17 protein-coding genes and 1 pseudogene are annotated in these 18,327 nt (G+C 71.4%); 14 read left to right on the forward strand and 4 right to left on the reverse strand.

The window, feature by feature from the left end; genetic code table 11:
- Positions 1-92 precede the first annotated feature (92 nt).
- Both AB0E62_RS04660 and AB0E62_RS04665 read right to left on the reverse strand, forming a co-directional pair.
- Complete coding sequence (locus tag AB0E62_RS04660; RefSeq protein ID WP_362187952.1) at positions 93-959, reverse strand: lamin tail domain-containing protein; 867 nt, start codon at positions 957-959, stop codon at positions 93-95.
- 20 nt (positions 960-979) lie between these two features.
- Positions 980-1,591: a hypothetical protein gene (locus AB0E62_RS04665; RefSeq protein ID WP_362187954.1), complete on the reverse strand. Its 612-nt coding sequence runs from the start codon at positions 1,589-1,591 to the stop codon at positions 980-982.
- A 634-nt stretch (positions 1,592-2,225) separates the two neighbouring features.
- Here AB0E62_RS04665 and AB0E62_RS04670 point away from each other — a divergent pair.
- The 6 genes from AB0E62_RS04670 (at position 2,226) to AB0E62_RS04695 (ending at position 8,952) form a co-directional block, all read left to right on the forward strand.
- Complete coding sequence (locus tag AB0E62_RS04670) at positions 2,226-3,998, forward strand: serine/threonine protein kinase (protein WP_362187957.1); 1,773 nt, start codon at positions 2,226-2,228, stop codon at positions 3,996-3,998.
- Positions 3,999-4,161: 163 nt separating this feature from the next.
- Positions 4,162-5,244 carry a hypothetical protein gene (locus AB0E62_RS04675; RefSeq protein ID WP_362187960.1) on the forward strand — a complete coding sequence of 361 codons (1,083 nt, stop codon included), beginning with the start codon at positions 4,162-4,164 and terminating at the stop codon, positions 5,242-5,244.
- Entirely contained in the window at positions 5,237-6,889 is a 1,653-nt protein-coding gene (locus AB0E62_RS04680) for a polyprenyl synthetase family protein (protein WP_362187963.1), read from the forward strand. Before AB0E62_RS04675 ends, AB0E62_RS04680 begins: the two co-directional genes overlap by 8 nt.
- A complete protein-coding gene (locus AB0E62_RS04685; protein ID WP_362187966.1) occupies positions 6,886-7,569 on the forward strand; it encodes a hypothetical protein in 684 nt (227 codons plus the stop codon). The genes AB0E62_RS04680 and AB0E62_RS04685 overlap by 4 nt, the downstream gene beginning before the upstream one ends.
- A gap of 109 nt (positions 7,570-7,678) precedes the next feature.
- Positions 7,679-8,149 carry a hypothetical protein gene (locus AB0E62_RS04690; protein WP_181794263.1) on the forward strand — a complete coding sequence of 157 codons (471 nt, stop codon included), beginning with the start codon at positions 7,679-7,681 and terminating at the stop codon, positions 8,147-8,149.
- Between the two features lie 200 nt (positions 8,150-8,349).
- Complete coding sequence (locus AB0E62_RS04695; RefSeq protein ID WP_362187969.1) at positions 8,350-8,952, forward strand: hypothetical protein; 603 nt, start codon at positions 8,350-8,352, stop codon at positions 8,950-8,952.
- A gap of 89 nt (positions 8,953-9,041) precedes the next feature.
- Here the strand turns inward: AB0E62_RS04695 and AB0E62_RS04700 are convergent, their stop codons facing one another.
- Both AB0E62_RS04700 and AB0E62_RS04705 read right to left on the reverse strand, forming a co-directional pair.
- Positions 9,042-9,596, reverse strand: coding sequence for a hypothetical protein (locus AB0E62_RS04700; protein ID WP_362187972.1), 555 nt, complete (start codon positions 9,594-9,596; stop codon positions 9,042-9,044).
- A gap of 804 nt (positions 9,597-10,400) precedes the next feature.
- Positions 10,401-10,535, reverse strand: a pseudogene (locus AB0E62_RS04705) (IS5/IS1182 family transposase); the annotation flags it as partial.
- Between the two features lie 126 nt (positions 10,536-10,661).
- Between AB0E62_RS04705 and AB0E62_RS04710 the strand changes: the two are divergent.
- From AB0E62_RS04710 to AB0E62_RS04745, 8 genes are all read left to right on the forward strand, one after another.
- Positions 10,662-11,207: a hypothetical protein gene (locus AB0E62_RS04710; RefSeq protein WP_362187975.1), complete on the forward strand. Its 546-nt coding sequence runs from the start codon at positions 10,662-10,664 to the stop codon at positions 11,205-11,207.
- 752 nt (positions 11,208-11,959) lie between these two features.
- The gene (locus tag AB0E62_RS04715; protein WP_362187978.1) at positions 11,960-13,054 is read left to right on the forward strand and encodes an AIR synthase-related protein; all 1,095 of its coding nucleotides are present in this window, start codon (positions 11,960-11,962) and stop codon (positions 13,052-13,054) included.
- Between the two features lie 26 nt (positions 13,055-13,080).
- Positions 13,081-14,031 (forward strand): MazG nucleotide pyrophosphohydrolase domain-containing protein, encoded by a 951-nt coding sequence (locus AB0E62_RS04720; protein WP_362187979.1) that lies wholly within the window; start codon positions 13,081-13,083, stop codon positions 14,029-14,031.
- The gene (hisG, locus tag AB0E62_RS04725; RefSeq protein WP_362187981.1) at positions 14,025-14,768 is read left to right on the forward strand and encodes an ATP phosphoribosyltransferase; all 744 of its coding nucleotides are present in this window, start codon (positions 14,025-14,027) and stop codon (positions 14,766-14,768) included. Before AB0E62_RS04720 ends, hisG begins: the two co-directional genes overlap by 7 nt.
- A gap of 3 nt (positions 14,769-14,771) precedes the next feature.
- The gene (locus tag AB0E62_RS04730; protein ID WP_362187983.1) at positions 14,772-15,509 is read left to right on the forward strand and encodes a hypothetical protein; all 738 of its coding nucleotides are present in this window, start codon (positions 14,772-14,774) and stop codon (positions 15,507-15,509) included.
- A 123-nt stretch (positions 15,510-15,632) separates the two neighbouring features.
- On the forward strand, positions 15,633-16,619 hold the full coding sequence (locus tag AB0E62_RS04735) for an aldo/keto reductase (RefSeq protein ID WP_362187986.1): 987 nt from the start codon (positions 15,633-15,635) through the stop codon (positions 16,617-16,619).
- A 60-nt stretch (positions 16,620-16,679) separates the two neighbouring features.
- Positions 16,680-17,627, forward strand: coding sequence for a phosphotransferase (locus AB0E62_RS04740; RefSeq protein ID WP_362187989.1), 948 nt, complete (start codon positions 16,680-16,682; stop codon positions 17,625-17,627).
- A gap of 43 nt (positions 17,628-17,670) precedes the next feature.
- Entirely contained in the window at positions 17,671-18,309 is a 639-nt protein-coding gene (locus tag AB0E62_RS04745; RefSeq protein ID WP_362187992.1) for an HAD-IB family phosphatase, read from the forward strand.
- Positions 18,310-18,327: the final 18 nt, after the last annotated feature.

Consider the following 18,327-nt stretch of genomic DNA (forward strand, 5'->3'; position numbering starts at 1 on the left):
GCAGCGTCATCGCGAGTGCGCACGTCGGTTCCGTATGACAGGTGAGGTGTGTACTTCCCCTCACCTGTCATCGAAGGGCCCACGGGTCGGGCTCACGGAGTGCCGGTCTTGTTGAACCCCTTGTCCAGGTAAGGGGACTGGTCGACGACGAAGCCGTCGCCCGCGACCAGGCGGGCGATGCCGCCCTGGTCGCGCCAGACCTCGTTGGAGGAGCTGAAGGAGAAGCCGCCGTACTCCGGGTGGTTCTCGTTGGTGTAGACGCGGTAGCGCTGGCCGGGCTGGATGACCGTCCCCGGGGGGAAGGGGAAGGAGCGGCCGGTGGGCTTGGCCTCCACCTTCCAGCCGGTCAGGTCCTGGGGACCGCCGCCCTTGTTGAGGATCTCGACGTATTCGTCCGGCTGGCCGGTGGCCGTGCCCTGATAGCGAAGGCCGGAGATGATCACGTCGGGCTCGTCGAGCGTGAACATGCAGACCACCTCGGCGAAGTTGATGCCGCCTTCCGGGCTGCGGAACTGCTGGACGATCTGGCCGTTGCGCTTGAACCCGCTCAGCACCGCCCGGTACTGCTTGCCGTCGACCGTGACGGGCTGGGGGTGGACGAAGGTCTGCAGGTCGACCAGGTCGTCGTCCGCGGGGCTGGTGCCGGTGTTGTTGGGTGTCTCGTTGTGGTGGAAGCTGAAGTCGAGGTCGGTCGTGCTGCCGTCCTCGAACATCACGCTGATGGTCAGCTGGACGTCGAACTGACTCGGGCTGACGGTGGTGGGCTTGTTGCGGTGGATGAAGGTGCCGACGACGAACTCGGTGCCGTCGAGCTGGACGTCCGCGGCGGCACCGCGGAACTGGTACCCGCTCTGACTGCCGGCGCTGCCCCACTGGATGTAGTCGGTGCCCACGCCGTTGACCGGTGAGATGGCGGGGTTGGTGGAGGAGAAGACGCCGGAGGTGACGACGGTGGTCATGGTGTCTGGTTCCCGCTCTCTCAGTCCTCGTCCTCGATGACCTCGGCCTTGAGCTTGGCCGGCGGTGCGGTGCCGATCTGGGCGACGCCGTCGGTGTGGCGGCCCGGCTGGGCTCCGTCGATGGCTTCGAGGCCGCAGGTGTAGACGATGCAGTCCTTGTCCTCGTCGCCGGTGTTCAGGTGCACGTGGTAGGTGAAGGTCAGGGTGCGCCCGTCGTCGCTGACGGTGGCCTGGACGGGGGGCAGATTGCCGCCCGTGGTCTGATTGACGCGCTTGTACTGGGCGCCCACCGTGCCGTTCCAGCGGAATCCGGTGGGGGCGGTGAAGACGTGCTCGCGTTCGCCGGCGTCGACCGTCTCGCTCCAGTTCGGCGTGCGGACGCAGATGTTGATGGTGGTGCCGAGCCCACCGGGAGCGTCTTCGACACCGCCCTCCTGCCACACCACGAGGTCGAGTTTCTGGGCCCGGCCCTGTTCGTAACCCCAGTCGTAGCCGTTCGCGTACTGGTCCTGCTCCCCGCGCGAGCCGTCGCGCGGCGGGTCGGCGTAGGGCTTCCCGGCGAGCGCATCGGCACGCCCCTGTTCCTCCCCCCGCTTGTAGGCTTCCTTCTTGGTCTGCACGTCGGTGCTCATCTCCGAGTCCTCCTGGCGTTGTGATCGAAACGTGCGACGTAAAGAGAGGCGTTCTGGCGCGGGTCGCCCGGGCCCGCGGGTCGCCCGGGCCCGCGGGGCGGACGGAGCGCGGCACCGTACGCCGCGCGGTTCACCGGACGCGGTTGTCATGAGGGCTGCGCCCGGAAGACGGAACGCTGGACGCCGCCCGTGGCTTCGAGCGGGGCGTTCGTATGGGCCTCGCGGCACGCACCGGACTTTCATCCGGGTCCATCGTTAGCCAGCACCCACCGGTGGTATGCCGCCGTTCCCCCGTTTGGAATGCCGAATCGATTCTGCGTCACTTGTTCGAGTGCAGTTGAGGCGTGAAACGGCGCAAAGGGGCGGATAGGAGCATCAGTACGCGTGGTGCTGTAGCCGCCGTCCGCTGCCGCCCCTTCCCGTACGGATCCCGTCGCCGTCCGTCTCTCCCGGCTTCTCCCTCGTGCGGGTGGCGGGCGTGGTGGTTGCCCCTGCTGTGCCCCTGCGGCCGGTATGCAGGGGAGATGCCAACGACGGTGCGGAAGGAGACGGAGATGCGGAAGACGAGGCCGTGGGCGTGTGAGGTGGCGGGCGCCATCAAGGGCCGTCCGCGCTCGTACCGGGCGGTGGCGGCGTGACGGCCACGGCCGCTGCGCAGTGGCATCCGCCGGGTTCACCGGACGGCGGTGGACTGCCGGGCACCGTGGCGGGCAACGGCACGGCCGGGTTCTCCGGGGACGGCGGGCCCGCGCGGGAGGGACAGCTGGCCTTCCCCGCGGACGTGGCCGTGGGAGGCGGGGCGGTCTTCGTCGCCGACCACGCGAACCACCGGATCCGCCGCATCGACGGCGCCGGAACCCTGACGACGGTCGCCGGGGACGGGTTGCGGGGTTTCGCCGGCGACGGCGGCGAAGCGGTACGCGCCCGCCTCGGCTTCCCGTCCGCGCTCGCTGTCGCCCCGGACGGAGGCGTGTTCGTCGCCGACGAGATGAACCACCGGATCCGCCGGATCGACCCCTCGGGTGGCATCGACACCGTCGTGGGAGACGGCTCGCGCGGTGACGGCGAGGGTGACGGCGACGGCGGGCCGGCCGACCGCGCCCGGCTGGACTCCCCGTGCGCCGTGGCCGTCGACGCGGCGGGCCGGCTGTACGTCGGGGAAGCCGGCACTCTCCGGGTGCGCAGGATCGACGGCGAGGGTGTCATCAGCACGGTCGTCGCGGCATCCGGGCGGCCCGGTGGCCCTGGTGCGGCCGACGCGGGCGAGGCGTTCGTGCCCGCCGGCCTGGCGGTCGACGGGGCCGGCCGGCTGTACATCGCCGACCCGGAGGGCCGACGGGTACTGCTGCTCGGCCCGGACGGGACACTTCGGGTACTGGCGGGACCACCGGACGGGAGTGCCGGCGGCACGGCGGTCGACTGGGGCGCACCGTGCGCGGTCGCGGTCGACGGCGAGGGCGTGCTCTACGCCGCCGACCTGACGGGGCACCGCGTGTGGCGGTTGGCCGACGGAGCGGCCCGGATCGTCGCGGGGCAGCCGGTTCCGGCCACCGGCGAGGCCACCGCGTCCGGAGGCCCGGCCGATGCCGTCGTACACGGCGCTCTGGGTTACCCGTGTGGTCTCGCCGTGGACCCGGCCGGGCGCCTGCTCGTGGCGGACAACTTCCACCACCGGATCGCGGCGGTTCCCCTCACCACCGCACCCTCCGAGGACACGGAGCCGGCACGGGACGAGAAGCCGACACCGGACCGGAAACCGAAACCGAACCGGAAACCGAACCGGAAACCGAAACCGGAGCCGGACCGAAAGCCGGAGCCGGACCGAAAGCCGGAGCCGGACCGGAAACCGGAGCCGGACCGGAAACCGGAGCCGGACCGGAAATCGGAGCCGGACCGGAAACCGGAACCGGACCGAAAGCCGGAACCGGACCGAGGAGCCGACAGCCCGCCGGCTGGTGACGGCGGCGCCCCGTCCGCGCCGCCCGCCCGGCTGCTGGTCCGCCAGGAGGTCGGCCTGGAGCTCCAGCGCGGGCAGAGCGAGTTGATCCACGTACGGGTCTCCTCCACCGACCCCTGGGCCCCGGGACGGGTGGAGCACCACTTCACGGCACCGACGGGGTTCGTCTTCGACGGCCGGGCGACCTGCGCGTACTACCGGGCGGACCGCACGGTCATCCCCGGCGGGAACCCGACGGGGACGGTCGGGGACGACGGCCGGTCGTTGGTCGTCACGGACGAGCCCCGCCTGAACACCCCCGGCCACCCGGCGGCGGCCCTGGTCTACACACTCGGCATCCGCGCCCTGAACGAGGCCGAGCCGGGCCGGTACACCGACGGACGGGCCGTGATCGCGGGCCGGCCGGAAGTGCGCCTGAAGGCGAGCGTCCTCGGAGACGACGAGGAATGACAAGCCCGAGAACCGGAGCCGTCCGTGGCGGACCACCCGCCATGGGCGGCTCTACGCGTTCCCAAACCCTGAAAGCCGGGGTGATCGTTTCTGTGCGCCCAGTTCACCCTCACGGTGGTCACCAATTGCAAGTGACAGGCGACCCTCCGTTAGCGTTCGAAACGTGTTCACCGCCCTCCCGAGGTTCGGTCCGCAGGGCCCCTTCCCGCATGCCCCGCTCGCCCACCCGCTCGACCGCAAGTGGCTGCACTACGCGTTCCTGTCGCGGTGTGGGCACCATGCGCTCATCGCGAACCTCTCCGTCCTGGGCTCCTCCACCGGATCCGTCCTCGCGGATCCGGGCGCCCCCGCCACCGGGCGTCGCAGCGGCACCGGCACGGCGGCCGAGGGACAGCACATGGCGATCCTGCTGCTCTACGGGGAGGAGCACGGCTGGAGCGCGACGCAGTTCAACGCCGAGCAGCCGGAACTGCCCTGGTCGGCCTTCCGGTTGCCGCACCCGCACGGAGAGCCCGGCGCGTTCCGGGTGGCGGCCCGCGCGGCGGCGCCGGCGGCGGACGTACGGCTGACCCGGACCAGCAGGCCGTGCACCTCGCAGTGCGCGCCGTTCGGTGACGACGAGCACCTGCGGTGGCAGTCGGAGCCCGGCGTCCTGGGCACCGGGACCCTGCGGCACGGCGACGGTACGGCGACGGAGACGGAGCTGCTCGGCTACCACGAGCGGGTACGCGGCCGGTGGTCCTGGCCCACCCTCGGCGGCTGGGTGTTCGGATTCGTCAACGACCCCTCGGGCCCGGTCGACCAGGCCCCGCCCGCGGCGGTGGTCTTCACCCTGATCCAGCCCGCGTACCCCGCGGACGCGGCCAACGGGTCGGTGATGCTGTGGCGCGACGGGCGCATGATCCGTCACTTCCCGCGGCGCAACCTGCGGGTCGCGGTGAGCGGCAGCCTGGACCGCGACCGGGTGGCGATGGTGCCGCCGCTGGCGGGCCTGCTGGGCACCCCGCCGATGGCCGCGGTGCCCGGCCGGCTGCTGATCACCGCCCGGCTCGGCGACGACCGCCTCGTCCTCGACTTCCGCTCGCACACGGCGGGCCGGATCGCCAACCCCTCCGAGACCAGCCTGCACCCGTTCAGCGTGCACGAGACCCTCGGCCCGTGCACCGTGGAGGGCCGGGTCGGCGGGCGCCGTATCGGCTTCCGCACCGGGGGCATCGTGGAGTTCGCCGGGGGTGCCCATGACTGAGACCGTCCCCGCGTTCACCGGGGCGCGGCTGCTGGACGAGACCGTCACCGCCCTGTCCGACCGGGCGCCGGCGATCCTCGCCGCCGCGGCCGGCCACCTGCGCGGCATCCGGCTGGGCCTGCACTTCAACGACGGCAGCCACGCCACACTCACCGCACGGCACAGTCGTATCGTGGTGGACCGGGACCGCTGCCCGGACCCCGATGTCGAGGTCGCCTTCGACAACCGGGCCATGAACCTGCTGTTCGACCTCCAGCGTCCGCCCGTCGACCAGGTCCTGCCCGACAGCCTCGACGTCCGCGGCTCCCGCGACGACACCCTCGCCGTCTGGCGGGCCTTCACCCTGCTGTCCCAGCGCGCCGCGGGCCTGCGCAGCATGCAGGAACTGTGGGGTGCCTACCGCGAGCAGGCCCCCCAGCTGTGGGGCAGCGCGACACCCGCCGCCCGGGAACCGGCCGCCGACCCGGTCGACTGGACGGCGCTCGACTTCCTCGCCCGCCACGCACCCGAGGACGCGCCCGCACCGCCCGCGCTGATCGGCGACACCACCGTCACCGCGCCGCGCCTGCTGTGGGACGGCCGCACCAGCACCGACTGGTCGCTGGAGGACACCGTCCAGGACGCCGACCTGATGGAGACCATGCTCCGGTGCCGGGCCCGCACCAACGAGGAGATCGAACGGCTGCTGCCGGACCGCGAACCGCGTGCCGAGCTGTACGACCTCATGCGCTCCTACCCCGCCCGCCAGGGCAAGGGCCTGCGCCCCACCCTGACCATCGCCGCCTGTGCCGCTTTCGGCGGGCGCCCCGACGACGCCGTACGCGCCGCCGCCGCGCTGGAGCTGTTCCACAACGGCTTCCTCGTCCACGACGACATCGCCGACGAGTCCACCCACCGGCGCGGCCTGCCGACCATGCACGAGGAACACGGCCTCGGCCTGGCCGTCAACGTCGGCGACGGGATGAACCTGCTCGCCGTCGACGCCGTCCTGTCCAACCTCGAAACCCTCGGCCTCGTCCGCACCCTCGGCCTCATCCACGAGGCGGTGCACATGTGCCGGGAGTCCATCGAGGGGCAGGCCATGGAGCTGGGCTGGATCCGCCACGAGGTCGTCCCCGAGACCGACGACGCCTACTTCACCATGAGCACCAAGAAGACCGGCTGGTACACCTGCATCAGCCCGTGCCGCATCGGCGCCGTCTGCGCGGGCATCACGGACCCGTCCGTGCTGGGCCGGTTCGACGAGGCGTTCCGCCTGATCGGCATCGCCTTCCAGATCCAGGACGACATCCTGAACCTGGTCGGCGAGGAGGCCCTCTACGGCAAGGAGCCCCTCGGCGACCTGCTCGAGGGCAAGCGCACGGTGATGCTGATCCACCTCTTCCGCACCGCGTACGCCCACGAGCGCCCCCGCCTCTTCGACATCCTGCGGCAGCGCCGTACCGACAAGACCCAGCAGCACGCCGAGGAACTCCTCGCCGCCATGCGCCGGCACGGCTCCATCGAGTACGCCACCGACCTCGCCGACCGGCTCGCCGCCGAAGGCATCGCCCGCTTCGAGGAAGACCTCCGGTTCATCCCCGAGAACGAGGGCAAAGCCGTCCTGCGGCAGATCGCCCACTACGTCACCTCAAGGCCACTGTGACCACCACCCCGCCCCCGCCCCCGCCGGCCGACCCCACCACCACCGGCCCGCTGACCCCCACCGACCACCGGGCCCTCGCCTTCCTGGGCCACGTCAACAGCGGCCTGCGCCAGTGCCTGTGCACCCTGGCCAGGCACGGTGTGGCGCTGCGCCGCGACGCCCCCGAACGCGCCCGCCACCTGCTCGACACCGTACGGCCCTGGCCCCTGTACAAGGGCGGCCAGTTCCTCTTCGACCTGATGGAGTGGGAAGACCTCATGGTCGACGGCGACCCACCGCCCCTGATGTCCACCGAGCGGATCGTCGCCGCCTGCACGCTCCCCGTGCAGTTGATCGCCGCCGCGGCCACCGAGGAGGTACCGGCGGTGACGAAGCTGGTTCCCGGCCAGCGCACGACCGCCACCCTCGACCTCCCCCTGCGCCTGCTGGCCACCACCGCCCGCAGCACGCTCCTGGGCGCCGCGCAGGACATCACCGACCTGCTCGGACCGCGCGCCGCCCCCGACGACGGCGCGGGCTACGCCACCGATCCGGACCCCGTCGCGGTCGACGCCGCCACCGAACTGCCGCCGCTGGAAGCGGGTTTCTACCTCTACGAGGACATCGCCCTCGGCGCCCTGTCCGTCCTCGGCCCGCTCCTGGCCGACCACGCGCCGACCGATCCCGCGCCATCCGCCTAGCTCATGACGCCCGTCCCCACTTCCGACGGGCCGTGAACGGGCCCGGTCCCCAAGCCCGCCACCGGCGGATCCGCTCACGCGGACGCACCCATCCACAGAAGGGATACGCATGGCCACGCAGACCCAGGCCCCCGTCCAGCCGGGTTCCGAGAACAAGCTCTACATCCTCCAGCAGGGCATCGTCGAGGACGCCCCGGGCGGAGTCCCCGCCCACCTCAGCTTCGGCATCCTCAGCACCGTCCCCGACCCGGTCAACCCCGGAGACATCACCTTCACCCTGAAGGCGCCGACCGGCTTCGTGTTCACCGGCTGGCTCTCCTGGGCCTACCACGACGTCAACACCCTCCAGGCGAAGGGCAACCTGGAAACCACCCAGGGCACCCTTGGCGACGGGGGCCGCACCCTGACCTTCACCCACAACCCGTACCTGTCCACCAACCAGGAGTGCATCGGCTACGGCGCCCAGGTGACCGCCGTCGACGGCGCGACCCCGGGCCGCTACACCGACGGCCAGCTCAAGGTGGGCGCCGCCAACCCGATCAAGCTCAAGGGCCGAGTCCTCGACCCCGACGAGGACTGAGCCCTCCCGACGAACCGGCCCGTCGGTGGCTCCGCCGGCTCGGCCCGGGGCCACCGACGGGGTACGCGGAAGAGAAAGGCTGGAGAATGCAGGGAGCAGGAAACCGTCTACCGGGCCGTACCAGGGGTGCTGCCTCGTCGGCGCCGCGACCGCGCCGGGTAGAACGCAGGGCGTGGGGGCTCGGAGCGCTGGCAGCAGCGATGCTGCTGGCCTCGTCACTGCCCGCGAACGCCGCCACGGCGCAGGCACAGCCGGCCGCGCCGGCGCAGGTCACGGCCGCCCGGGACCCGGAGTGCATCCAGCCGGGGAACGCGTGGCTCAACCCGCGCTTCTACTGGCGGAACGCGTTCGGCATGCGGCTGGGCGAGGGCGTGATCAACGAATCGTCATGGCCGAACCCCTTCGGCGGGCGGATCGCGCCGGGGTCGACGTTCACGTTCAGGTGGCGTCCGGACACCACGCGGAACCCCGTGGGATCGCAGTACCACATCCACCGGGTCAACCTGGCATCCGTCATGGCGGTGGCCAATGTGGAATCGGTGACCGGGCCGGGCACCTTCTCCGGTACGACACTGAGCGCCCAGGAGACGCCCCCGCACAAACTGGGTGACACCGTGGTGAGGTTCCGGATCAGGCCGGGCACGGAGGGCCGGACGGCCACCCTCTCCTCGGCCGACCACAGCCTGACCACGAGGTGGCTGTTCGCCAACATCAACAACCTCTGGGAGAACCACGGAAGCATCTCCTTCGCCGTGGCCAGCCGCGCCAGCCTCGGCTGCGACTCGTCCTCGATCCTCGGGTGACGGACCGATGAGGTGACGCGCCGGCCGGCGTACCGCACACGACGTGCGGGCCGCCGGCCGACGCGGGAGACGCCGGAGACGCCTGATGGTCACCACTTGATGGCGTTCACCGTGCTGTTGTGGGCGTCGGCGGACCGGACGGTGAACTGGACGTCGGCGGCTCGGTCGTAGAAGGTCTGGCCGGGCTGCCAGGTGGCCATGTCCAGCGTGCCGCAGCCTGCCGGCGGCGCCGCGGCATTCGGGTTGGGCACCACCCGGACCGGTCCCTGGCCGCTCGCGACGGAGGTGTCGACCTTGTAGATGACAACGCCGGAGGAGCAGGCACCGGAATCGTTGTGGGCCTTCCTGCGGGCCTCGGCGACGTAGGCGGTGGTGGTGCCAGTCTTGACCGCCAGCAACTTGGTACCGCCGACGTACTCCACACCGTTCAAGGTGGCGGTGTTCTGCGTCCTGTTCTGCCACACGCACACCACCTGGTCGTCCCCGGTCCAGCCGAACTTCCAGGACAGCCAGCCGAAGTACTGCGGGGCGGCTCCGGCCACGTGGCCCATGACGTCCCAGCCGCCGACGTACCGGTGCTGATCACCGCTGAAGGCGTACAGGTCGGGAGCTCCGAACACGTGGGCGGTCTCGTGGGCGGCCACCTTGTACCCCCAGAGACGACGTAGAACAGGTCGTACCTGGCCAGATCGGCGCCGGCGTCGGCGGCTGCCCTGAGGGCGTCGGTCACGTACCGGGTGTGCTGCTGGTACGTGGGGCTGGAGGTGCCGTAGGCATTGGAGGCCGACGGTATCCGGACCCAGCGGTTCACCATCGGCCGCATGCTCAGCCCGGTCTTGCCGTACGAGGCGTTCCACACCCAGTCGGCGGCCGGAGCCAGGAGGTTGTAGTAGTCCGAGACATTGCCGGCGCCGGCCACGTCGGGGAAGTCCACATAGACCACGCCGATGTTCTTGACCCCCAGGGGATCCAGGAACTGGGTGCAGTCGGTGTTCTGGCCCTCGTTGACCGTGGTCCCCTGCCCCTGCAGCGCGCACGGCGAGGTGCTCCCGTTGACGGCGTGGGCACGTTGGGCGGGGACGGCGGTCGTGGTCAGGGCGAGCAGGACCGCGAGGGCCCACAGGACCAGGAAGGGGAGCGGGCGTCGCGTCCGGGGGAGTCGGAAGCGCGGGATGTCCCGGCCCTTCCCCGGCAACCGGGGCACGTGGTCCGTCCGGACCTCCGCCGGTGCCCCATCGCGCAGTACTCGCGTCTCACTCATGGGACGACCATCGCGGCCACAGCGAGACAGGCCGGGGCAATAGGGCCAAACTCACCCCATGGAGTGGAACGGAAGGCGCCCGGCGCGTGATCGGCCTCAGGACGTGTCCGGCCGCTCATGTACGGAGCCGTGTGCTGAGGGCTGCGGCAGTCGCGGTTCCGAGGAAGACGCGGCCGCGCCAGGCAGAGCGGGTGGCCACTGCTCTGGCGTGATCGAGCCGGCTGATCGCCCGTTCAACGGTGTGGCGCTTCTTGTACCGATCTTCGTCCAAGCCAGGTGACCGTCCGCCGCGCGACCCCTTGCGCAGGCGGGCGGCCTGCGCGTGATCTTCTCGTGGGCGCACTGTTCGGCAGGGGAACGCGCCCACGACGGAGTGAATAGCCAGAGGGGAGAGCACCGCCCGATTGGATGGTCCGAGTAACGTCCCACTCGCGTAAGGCTGTTGCACATGTCCGGACTTCCGCCGGTCGGCGCCGAGATTCCCTGCTCCGGCCTCGCCGTCAATACCCCGCTCAAGATCAGGGACGCCCTCGTCAGCGTCGACTTCCGGGGTGGCATCAAGCACCGCGTCGAGCACAACCCCGACGACCCGGGCAACTCCGTCCGCCTGCGGATCGTCGGACACCGCATGTCCGCGGAACTGCCGGGAGGGGACACGGTGAACGACGGCGGAGGCACTGTCACCATCGAACAGAACGAGGTCGATGCTGAGGCCGAATCCACCCTGCGCCTGACCCAGCAGAACCCGCCCAGGTACGAGCACCGCAACATCCTGAGCTTCACGATGACCATCGACCAGCCAGGGGAGGACGGCAGCGGACCGCTGGTTCTGACCACCAAGAAGCCGATGATCCTCGTCGGACAGCTGACCCAGTTCCCGCCCCGTGGCGATCTCTACAAGCTGGAGCAGCCCGTCGAACTGGTCGACCCGGACAACCCGGACGACGTGCTCGCCGTCATCCACAAGTTTCCCGTCAAGGTCGGCGGCCTCTGAGGACCTCGGCGGGACCGACTTCCAGCGGCAGCAGGCGCCAGGACGTGTCCGGTCGATCACGTACAGAGCCGGATGACGAGGGCACGGATGGGGCACGGCCTCGGCCCAGGCCGGTCGACAGCGCCCGTCTCTTCTGCGGAGAGGTGGCGCGGGTGCCGCCTCGGCAAGGCTCACAGGGCCCGTGCCCGGCAGGCGGGCGCAGGCTCGCAGACAGGCCGGCACCGCCAGGACGCGACGGTGGTTGTCGTGGGCTGCCGGCGGGAGTTCGGACTCCAGGGGGCGAGGACCGCGAGTCCGGGCTGCTCGGACTGGAACGGGCGCCGGTGATGACCAGGTCCGGCTGGTGTTCCCGGGCCGCGACGAGCAGGGAAGGGCCGTCGCCCACCGCGGCAAGGACCTGGTGGCCGAAGCTGCTCTCCTCCCTCACCGGACTCGCTTCTCCGGCCCTCTTGTGCCTTGCCGGCACCGGCGCACACCTGCCCGTCTTCCTGGACCACGGGGTGGCAGGACAGGAGGCGCTGACAAGGCCGCCCCGGTGCGGCAAGAGCGCCTCTTCGGACTCACCGTTCACATCAGGCCGTTGTGCGGTTCGCGCCTTGTGATCGACTTCCGATCGTCTACCGTGAGTCCGTGTTCAGTCGCTCACGGTGATCTTTATGCTCCGTGCCTCCTCCGGACCACGGGCGAGGGAGACCTACCGAGCGGGCAGACGAGGGCATCGGTCCCGCGAGCCAGATGGGTGGTTGTCGTCCATGTCGGAGTACGAGAAGGCAGGTGTCGACTACCAGGTGCTCGACCGGGTCAAACGGGCAGCGGTGGAGCGGGCCGCCGCCACAGCGGGCTTGCTGGGAGCGGTGGGGGCGAAGGAGTTCGCCGGGTCGCGAGGGTCGACGGCGTACGTCCTGGAGGTGGGCGGGCTGACGCTCGCGACGGTGACGGAGGGGCTCGGTACCAAGTCCGTCATCGCCGAGCAGTACCTCGAGCTGACCGGGGAGAGCCGGTTCGCCGATCTCGCGGTGGACGCCGTGGCCTCCATCGTCAACGACGTCGTATCCGTCGGAGCGAAACCCCTGGTGGTCACCGCCTACTTCGCCACGGGAGACGCCGCCTGGTACAACGACGAGCGCAAGTCGCTGGAGCTGCTGTCCGGCTGGCAGCGGGCCTGCGAGGCATCCGGGGCCGTCTGGGGCGGAGGGGAGTCGCCGGCACTGCCGGGGCTCCTGACCGGGGCGGGCATCGAACTGGGCGGCAACGCACTGGCGGTCGTCCCGCCCGGACGTCGCCCTGTGTTCGGCGACGACGTCCGCCCCGGCGACCGGATCGTGGTGCTGACGAGCTCGGGCCTGCACACGAACGGCGCCTCCCTTGCCCGGCACGTCGCGGCCGGGCTCCCGGACGGCCTGCTGTCCCCCCTGCCCAGCGGCCGTACGCTGGGAGCGGCGCTGCTCGACCCGTCGGTGCTGTACCCGGCCTTCGTCCGTGCGCTGCTGGACTCCCCGGTCGAGCCGCACTTCCTCAACCCGATCACCGGTCACGGGCTCCTGAAGATGCTGCGCCCCGCGACCGAGGTGAGTTACGTCCTCGACGTACTGCCGGACGTGCCCGAAGTGCTGGGCTACCTCGCGGACCGCAGCGACATGGAGCCGGCGGAGGCGTACGCGACGCTGAACATGGGCTTCGGCTATGTCGCCGTCGTGGCCGCCGACGACGCCGACCGAACGGTGGAGATCGCACGGACCGCGGGGTACGACGCGTTCGTCGCCGGCGAGGTCGTCGCCGGCGAGAAGTCGGTGTCGATTCCCTCCCTCGGCATCGTGTACGGCGGCGACGCACTGCGGATCAGCTGAGATCACCGAACGCGCCAGGAGGCAGCATGTGCACGGAGAGTGGACAGAACCCTGGAGAATTAACCGGCGCGCGAGGAAGAGCGGGGCGGTCCGGACCCGTTCCCGTACCCACCGGCGACCCGTCGTCCGCGCCGTACTCGCCCTACGCGGCGAAGGCCGGCGCATCCGGCCCTGAGCCCTGCCCCGATTCCGGAGTCTCCTGGGAAAGCCCCGCGCTCATAGCCCTGCGCGCCGCCGAGTACGCCGACGTGTGTGTCGTGGGGCGTCTGGCCGAGGGCGAGGCCGGTGCCTCCCGCGTTCTGGAGGTGGCCGCACCAGACCGTGACGCCCTGCCCGGGGCACGTCCGGTCGTGCTGCGGGGCACCATGGCCGACACCGGGGAGGCCGCCGGAGGCGAGCCCCGCTGGCTTCCGCTCGTCGGCATCGTCGCCGTGGCGGCCGACGGGACGTCCCGCGACCTGGCAGAGCTGGAGGAGCCGGCACGGATCGAGGTGCTGCGGCGGGCCGGGCTCGACGCCGTCGAGAGGCTTGCCGCAGAGGGGGGCGAGACCACGGGACTGACCGTCGAGCAGCGCTGCCGCGTCCGTACGGCCGAGGAGGAGGCGCTGGTGCCGCTGGCGCAGTCCTGCGGTGACCTGGCCCGGACGAGGGCCCACCGGATCGGTACCGACGTGGACGGCCTCCGGCGTGTGCAGGAGCGGTGCCGCGACCTCTACGGGCGACTGGAACCGGAGCGGGCACTTGCCTGGGCTTTGGAGGAGCTCGGCGAGCTGGCACAGGCGATGCGGCGGGGCGAGTCGAGCGTACGGGTGGAGGAAGAACTCGGGCAGGTCCTTGTATGGGCGTTCTGTCTGGCCAACATCACGCGCACGGACGCCGCTCACGCCTTCGCCAAGGCATTCTCCGCCGAGCTGGCCAGGCAACTGCGCACCCACGGGCGTGTCCGCCCCTACCGGAGGGAGGTCCTGCCGTGCTGAGGACGGGACTTCCCAAAGGCCGCCTGCTGCCCCGGTCCGAGGCCGCGGTCGCCTCGTACGGCGAGCTCTTTCCGGACGAGCGACCGGCACACCACCGTTTCCTCCGGATGCCGGACATCCCCGGCCTGGTGGCCGAGGGGCTCCTCGACGTAGGAATCGCGGGGGAGGAGTGGCTGGTCGACAGCGGTGCCGATGTCGTTCGAGTGGCTCCGCTGTGCTGGTATCACGTCCGTATCTGTGCTCTGCGTCTTCCCGGGCGGCAAGACGCGACCGGAGCGACGGGGCCGGTGAGGATCGTCTCCGAGTACCCGCGGATCGCCCGTGACTTCGGCCGCAGGAACTGGGGCGACGACTTCGCCGTCCGGACCGTGCGCGGATCGGTCGAGCACTACCTTCCCGACCTCGCGGACGTGGCCGTCGAGTGCGTCGAGACGGGCGCGAGCATGCGCAGCCGGGGCCTCGTCGCGACCGAGACCTTGTTCTCCGCGGACGTGTGGATGATCTGTTCGCCCTCCGCGGCCGGGGACGACGCGCTCATGGAGCGGCTGGGACGCTGGGCCGAGGCCGTGGCCGTACCCGCGCCGGACCACATGCCCGGGCGTGACTTCGGGCATCACCGCGGGCACCACGGCGAACGGCTCGTCGGACCGCGGCCGCGGCCGGGGACGACCGTCGGACGGCAGCGTGTCGTCATCACCCCCGAGCCCTCTGTGACCGCCCCTCACGGAAAGCGGTGAGCGATGTCCTGGACACCCCCGCGTGACGCGACACCCCTGCGCGACCTGCCGCCCCACGTGCGTCTGCTCGCCTGGCCGGCGCTCAACCGGCAGGGAGCCGTTCCCGGGGTCTCGGTGGACGTGCCGCCGGAGCTCGCCGCCGCGCCGCCGTCGCTCGCCTGTTACAGCGGCGCGGTCGGAGTGCGGTTCCATCCGCCGACGGCCCCGGGCCCGGCTCCCGAGCCCGAGGAGCTGCTGACCTCCGCCGAGTCGGACGGTCCGCTCGCCGAGCCGCTCCGTCTGGTGGGCACCCTCGCGGTGTGGGACGAGGTGGTCCGGGCGGGCGGAGTCTACGGAGGCAACATCTACCTGGCCTCCGAGCACTCGGTCGCCGCCCTGCTGCGTACCGCCCATGACGCCGAACCACCCACCGCGGACCGGCTCGCCGAACTGCTGGAGCAGTTGCACGCCCTTGAACTGCTCTACCGCTTCCCGGTCGCCTACAAGTTCCGGGGGAAACACGGCCTCGAACGGCAGTGCCGGATCAACGGCTGGGGCAGATTGCTGTTCCGCCTTCTCGACGCCGCGCCCACCAATCCGTACGGCCTCGGGGATGCCCGGCGACGGCTTGCCGAGCACGTCCACGCCCACCGGGAGGTCTACCGCCGAGGGGTGATCGCCGCCTCCGCCGCCGAAGACGACTCGGGCGCTCGGATCTGGTCGGACATCCACGCGGAACAGCCGGTACCCGTCCTGATCTGAGCGGGGAATCCCCGCCCCGAACCACACGGCGGACGAACTTCCGAACCGCATTCCGAACCGCATTCCGGTCCGGGCGAGTCCGGTCCCGACGACACGGCCCCGAGCGGCACAAGAGGAGACGCAGTGATACCAGAGGCGAGGAACCCGGCCGGCCTGTCGGCCATTGGATTCGGCGCCTGGGAGGCGGGCGGAGGCGGCACCTGGGGCCCCAACGAGTCCTCCGACCGGGTGATCGAGTCCGTCCACGCCGCCTTCGACACGGGGGTGAACTGGATCGACACCGCCGAGGTCTACGGGGGTGGGGGAGGCTCCGAGCGGATCGTCGGCGAGGCACTGGCCGGCCGCCCCGGCATCAAGGTCTGCACGAAGGTGGCCCCCGAGCAGGAGGACCACTTCAGCGACAAGGGCATGCGCGCGGCCCTGGAGGCATCCCTGACCCGCCTCGGCCGGGACCGTGTGGACGTGTACCTGCTCCACTGGCCGGCCGACACGGTCCCGGTGCGTCAGCCCTGGCGAACCCTCACCGCCCTCAAGGAGGAGGGGCTCGTCGGCGCGATCGGGCTGTCCAACTTCCCCCTGGCCGACGTCGAGGCATGCGCCGCCACCGGAGGACTCGACTACCTTCAGATCCAGGCGTCCGTCCTGTACCGCACGGAGCTCGCCGAGTTCGGGCCGCTCTGCGCGCGGTACGGCACGGGCCTGATGGCGTACGGCCCGCTGGCGTACGGACTGCTCACCGGAGCGCTCGGCCCGGACACGGAGTTCACCGACTGGCGTGGCGGCGAGGTCGGCTCGGACGACTTCTTCTGTGTGGAGAACTACGCGCGGTTCTTCGGCCCGGACGCGTTCCCCCGGCACCTGCGTGCCGTGGACGCGTTGCGGTCGGCCACCGGCCCCGAGGACGGTGTGTCCCTCGCGCGGAAGGCGCTGATGTGGCTGCTGGCACAGCCCGAGGTGACCTGCGCGGTCGTCGGCACGCGCAACCCCTCGCACGCCGTGGACAACGCGCTGGCCGCCGACCGGACGCTCAGTCCCGACATCCTGCGCCGCGTCCACGAACTGATCGCCGCCGGCGACCCGTTCGGCACCGAGGCGGCGGCCGCGTCCTGACCGACGCGGGGGCGGGCCCACCCACGCGCCGCCCCCGCCCCGACGAGGAGAACGACCCCCGTGACCCGCGCCCTGCCCACCGCCACGGCACGCCGCTCGGCGTGGCATCAGTTGCCCCCACACGTACGGGAGAGCGTCGAGGAACGCCTCGGCGCCTTGGTGCGGACCGCCGAGAGCCAGAACGGCGGCTTCACCGACGGCGTCGCGGCACGCGTGGAACTCCAGGACGGGAACCGGGCCTTCGTCAAGGCGCTGGCGACGGACCACGAGCTGGCCGGTGACTACCGCACCGAGGCCCGCATCGCCGGTGCCCTGCCGCCGGACGTGCCCGCCTCCCGGCTCCGCTTCAGCCTGGAGACCGGCGAATGGATCGTGCTCGTCTACGAGGACGTCGACGGCCGGCATCCCGACTTCTCCCGCCCCGGTGACCTGGCAGCCGCCCTGTCCTGCGTGGAGCGCATGACCTCCATACTCACACCCAACCCGTTGCCCTGGGCCGCACCTGTCACCACCCCGCTCGGCCCGTTGTTCCAGGGCTGGCGCACACTCCGGGGCGACGGCGCGGCGGCGGCCGGCCTCACGCCCTGGGCGGCGCGAAACCTGGACCGGCTCGCCGAGCTGGAGAGCCGGTGGATCGAGGCCACTGCCGGCGACACGCTTCTGCACGCCGATCTCCGCCACGACAACATGCTCCTCACACGCGACGGCACGGTTCTCGCCGTGGACTGGGCCTGGGCCTGCGTGGGTGCCGACTGGGTCGAACTGGTCTATCTCCTGCCGGCGGTCGCGGCGGCGGGCGGAGACCCCGAGGCCATCGCGTCGGAGCACCCCCTGACACGGCGCGCCGACCCGGCGGCCATCGACGCCTTCCTCTGCGCGCTCGCCGGGTTCTACACCTACAGCGGAGCCCAGCCCGCGCCCTCGTGGTCGGCGAACATCCGTCTGCACGAGGCGCGTTACGGCACACTGTGCCGTGCGTGGCTCGCCCGCCGCACCGGCTGGTCCTGAACCACTGCCCCGTCTTCCGCCCCTCCCGTCCAGGAGCACGCCCGTGACCAGCCCCCGCTTCCCCGTGGTCGCCTTCGACCTCGACGGCACCCTGCTGCGCCGCACGACCACCTCGCTGGTCCTGGCCGACGCGATGGGGCACCGGCCCGCCGTCGAGGAACTCGAACGTCTCTACAGCTCCTACGAGATCGACAACATCGAGTTCGCGAGCCGTGAGGCCGCCCTCTTCTCGGGCGCCACCCCGGAGGAGATCCGCCGCCACCTGCGCGGGGCACCGTGGATCGCGGGCATTAAGGAGACCCTGACGGCGCTCGCCGACGCCGGTTCCACGCTCCTGCTGGCCACCCTCGCCTGGCAGTTCGCCGCCGAGCAGTTGGAGTACCGGTCCTGGTTCGCCGCCGTGTCGGGGGCCGGGATGGACCTGGACGGCGGTGTGCTCTCCGGCCGGGTCGCCCACCACATCGACGAGGACGGCAAGCTCGCCTTCGTCGAGGAGTGGTGCCATGCGCACGGTGTCGGCCTGCACGAGATCGCGGTCGTCGGAGACTCGCGTTCCGACGTCCCGCTCTTCCGCGCGGCGGGCACCTCGATCGCCCTCAACGCGACGGCCGATGCCCGGGCCGCCGCCGACCATGTGATCGACACCGAGGACCTGCGCGACATCCTCCCCCTGCTCGGCTGAGGACACCTTCCGCAGCCG

Source organism: Streptomyces sp. NPDC038707 (genome assembly GCF_040636485.1).
Taxonomy (GTDB): domain Bacteria; phylum Actinomycetota; class Actinomycetes; order Streptomycetales; family Streptomycetaceae; genus Streptomyces.

Coding starts and splice junctions, on each gene's coding strand:
- AB0E62_RS04720 (WP_362187979.1), top strand. CDS start 13,081: ATGTGCACGGAGAGTGGACAGAACCCTGGAGAATTAACCGGCGCGCGA.
- AB0E62_RS04730 (WP_362187983.1), top strand. CDS start 14,772: ATGTCCTGGACACCCCCGCGTGACGCGACACCCCTGCGCGACCTGCCG.
- AB0E62_RS04660 (WP_362187952.1), bottom strand. CDS start 959: ATGACCACCGTCGTCACCTCCGGCGTCTTCTCCTCCACCAACCCCGCC.
- AB0E62_RS04680 (WP_362187963.1), top strand. CDS start 5,237: ATGACTGAGACCGTCCCCGCGTTCACCGGGGCGCGGCTGCTGGACGAG.
- AB0E62_RS04695 (WP_362187969.1), top strand. CDS start 8,350: ATGCTGCTGGCCTCGTCACTGCCCGCGAACGCCGCCACGGCGCAGGCA.
- AB0E62_RS04690 (WP_181794263.1), top strand. CDS start 7,679: ATGGCCACGCAGACCCAGGCCCCCGTCCAGCCGGGTTCCGAGAACAAG.
- AB0E62_RS04715 (WP_362187978.1), top strand. CDS start 11,960: ATGTCGGAGTACGAGAAGGCAGGTGTCGACTACCAGGTGCTCGACCGG.
- AB0E62_RS04665 (WP_362187954.1), bottom strand. CDS start 1,591: ATGAGCACCGACGTGCAGACCAAGAAGGAAGCCTACAAGCGGGGGGAG.
- AB0E62_RS04710 (WP_362187975.1), top strand. CDS start 10,662: ATGTCCGGACTTCCGCCGGTCGGCGCCGAGATTCCCTGCTCCGGCCTC.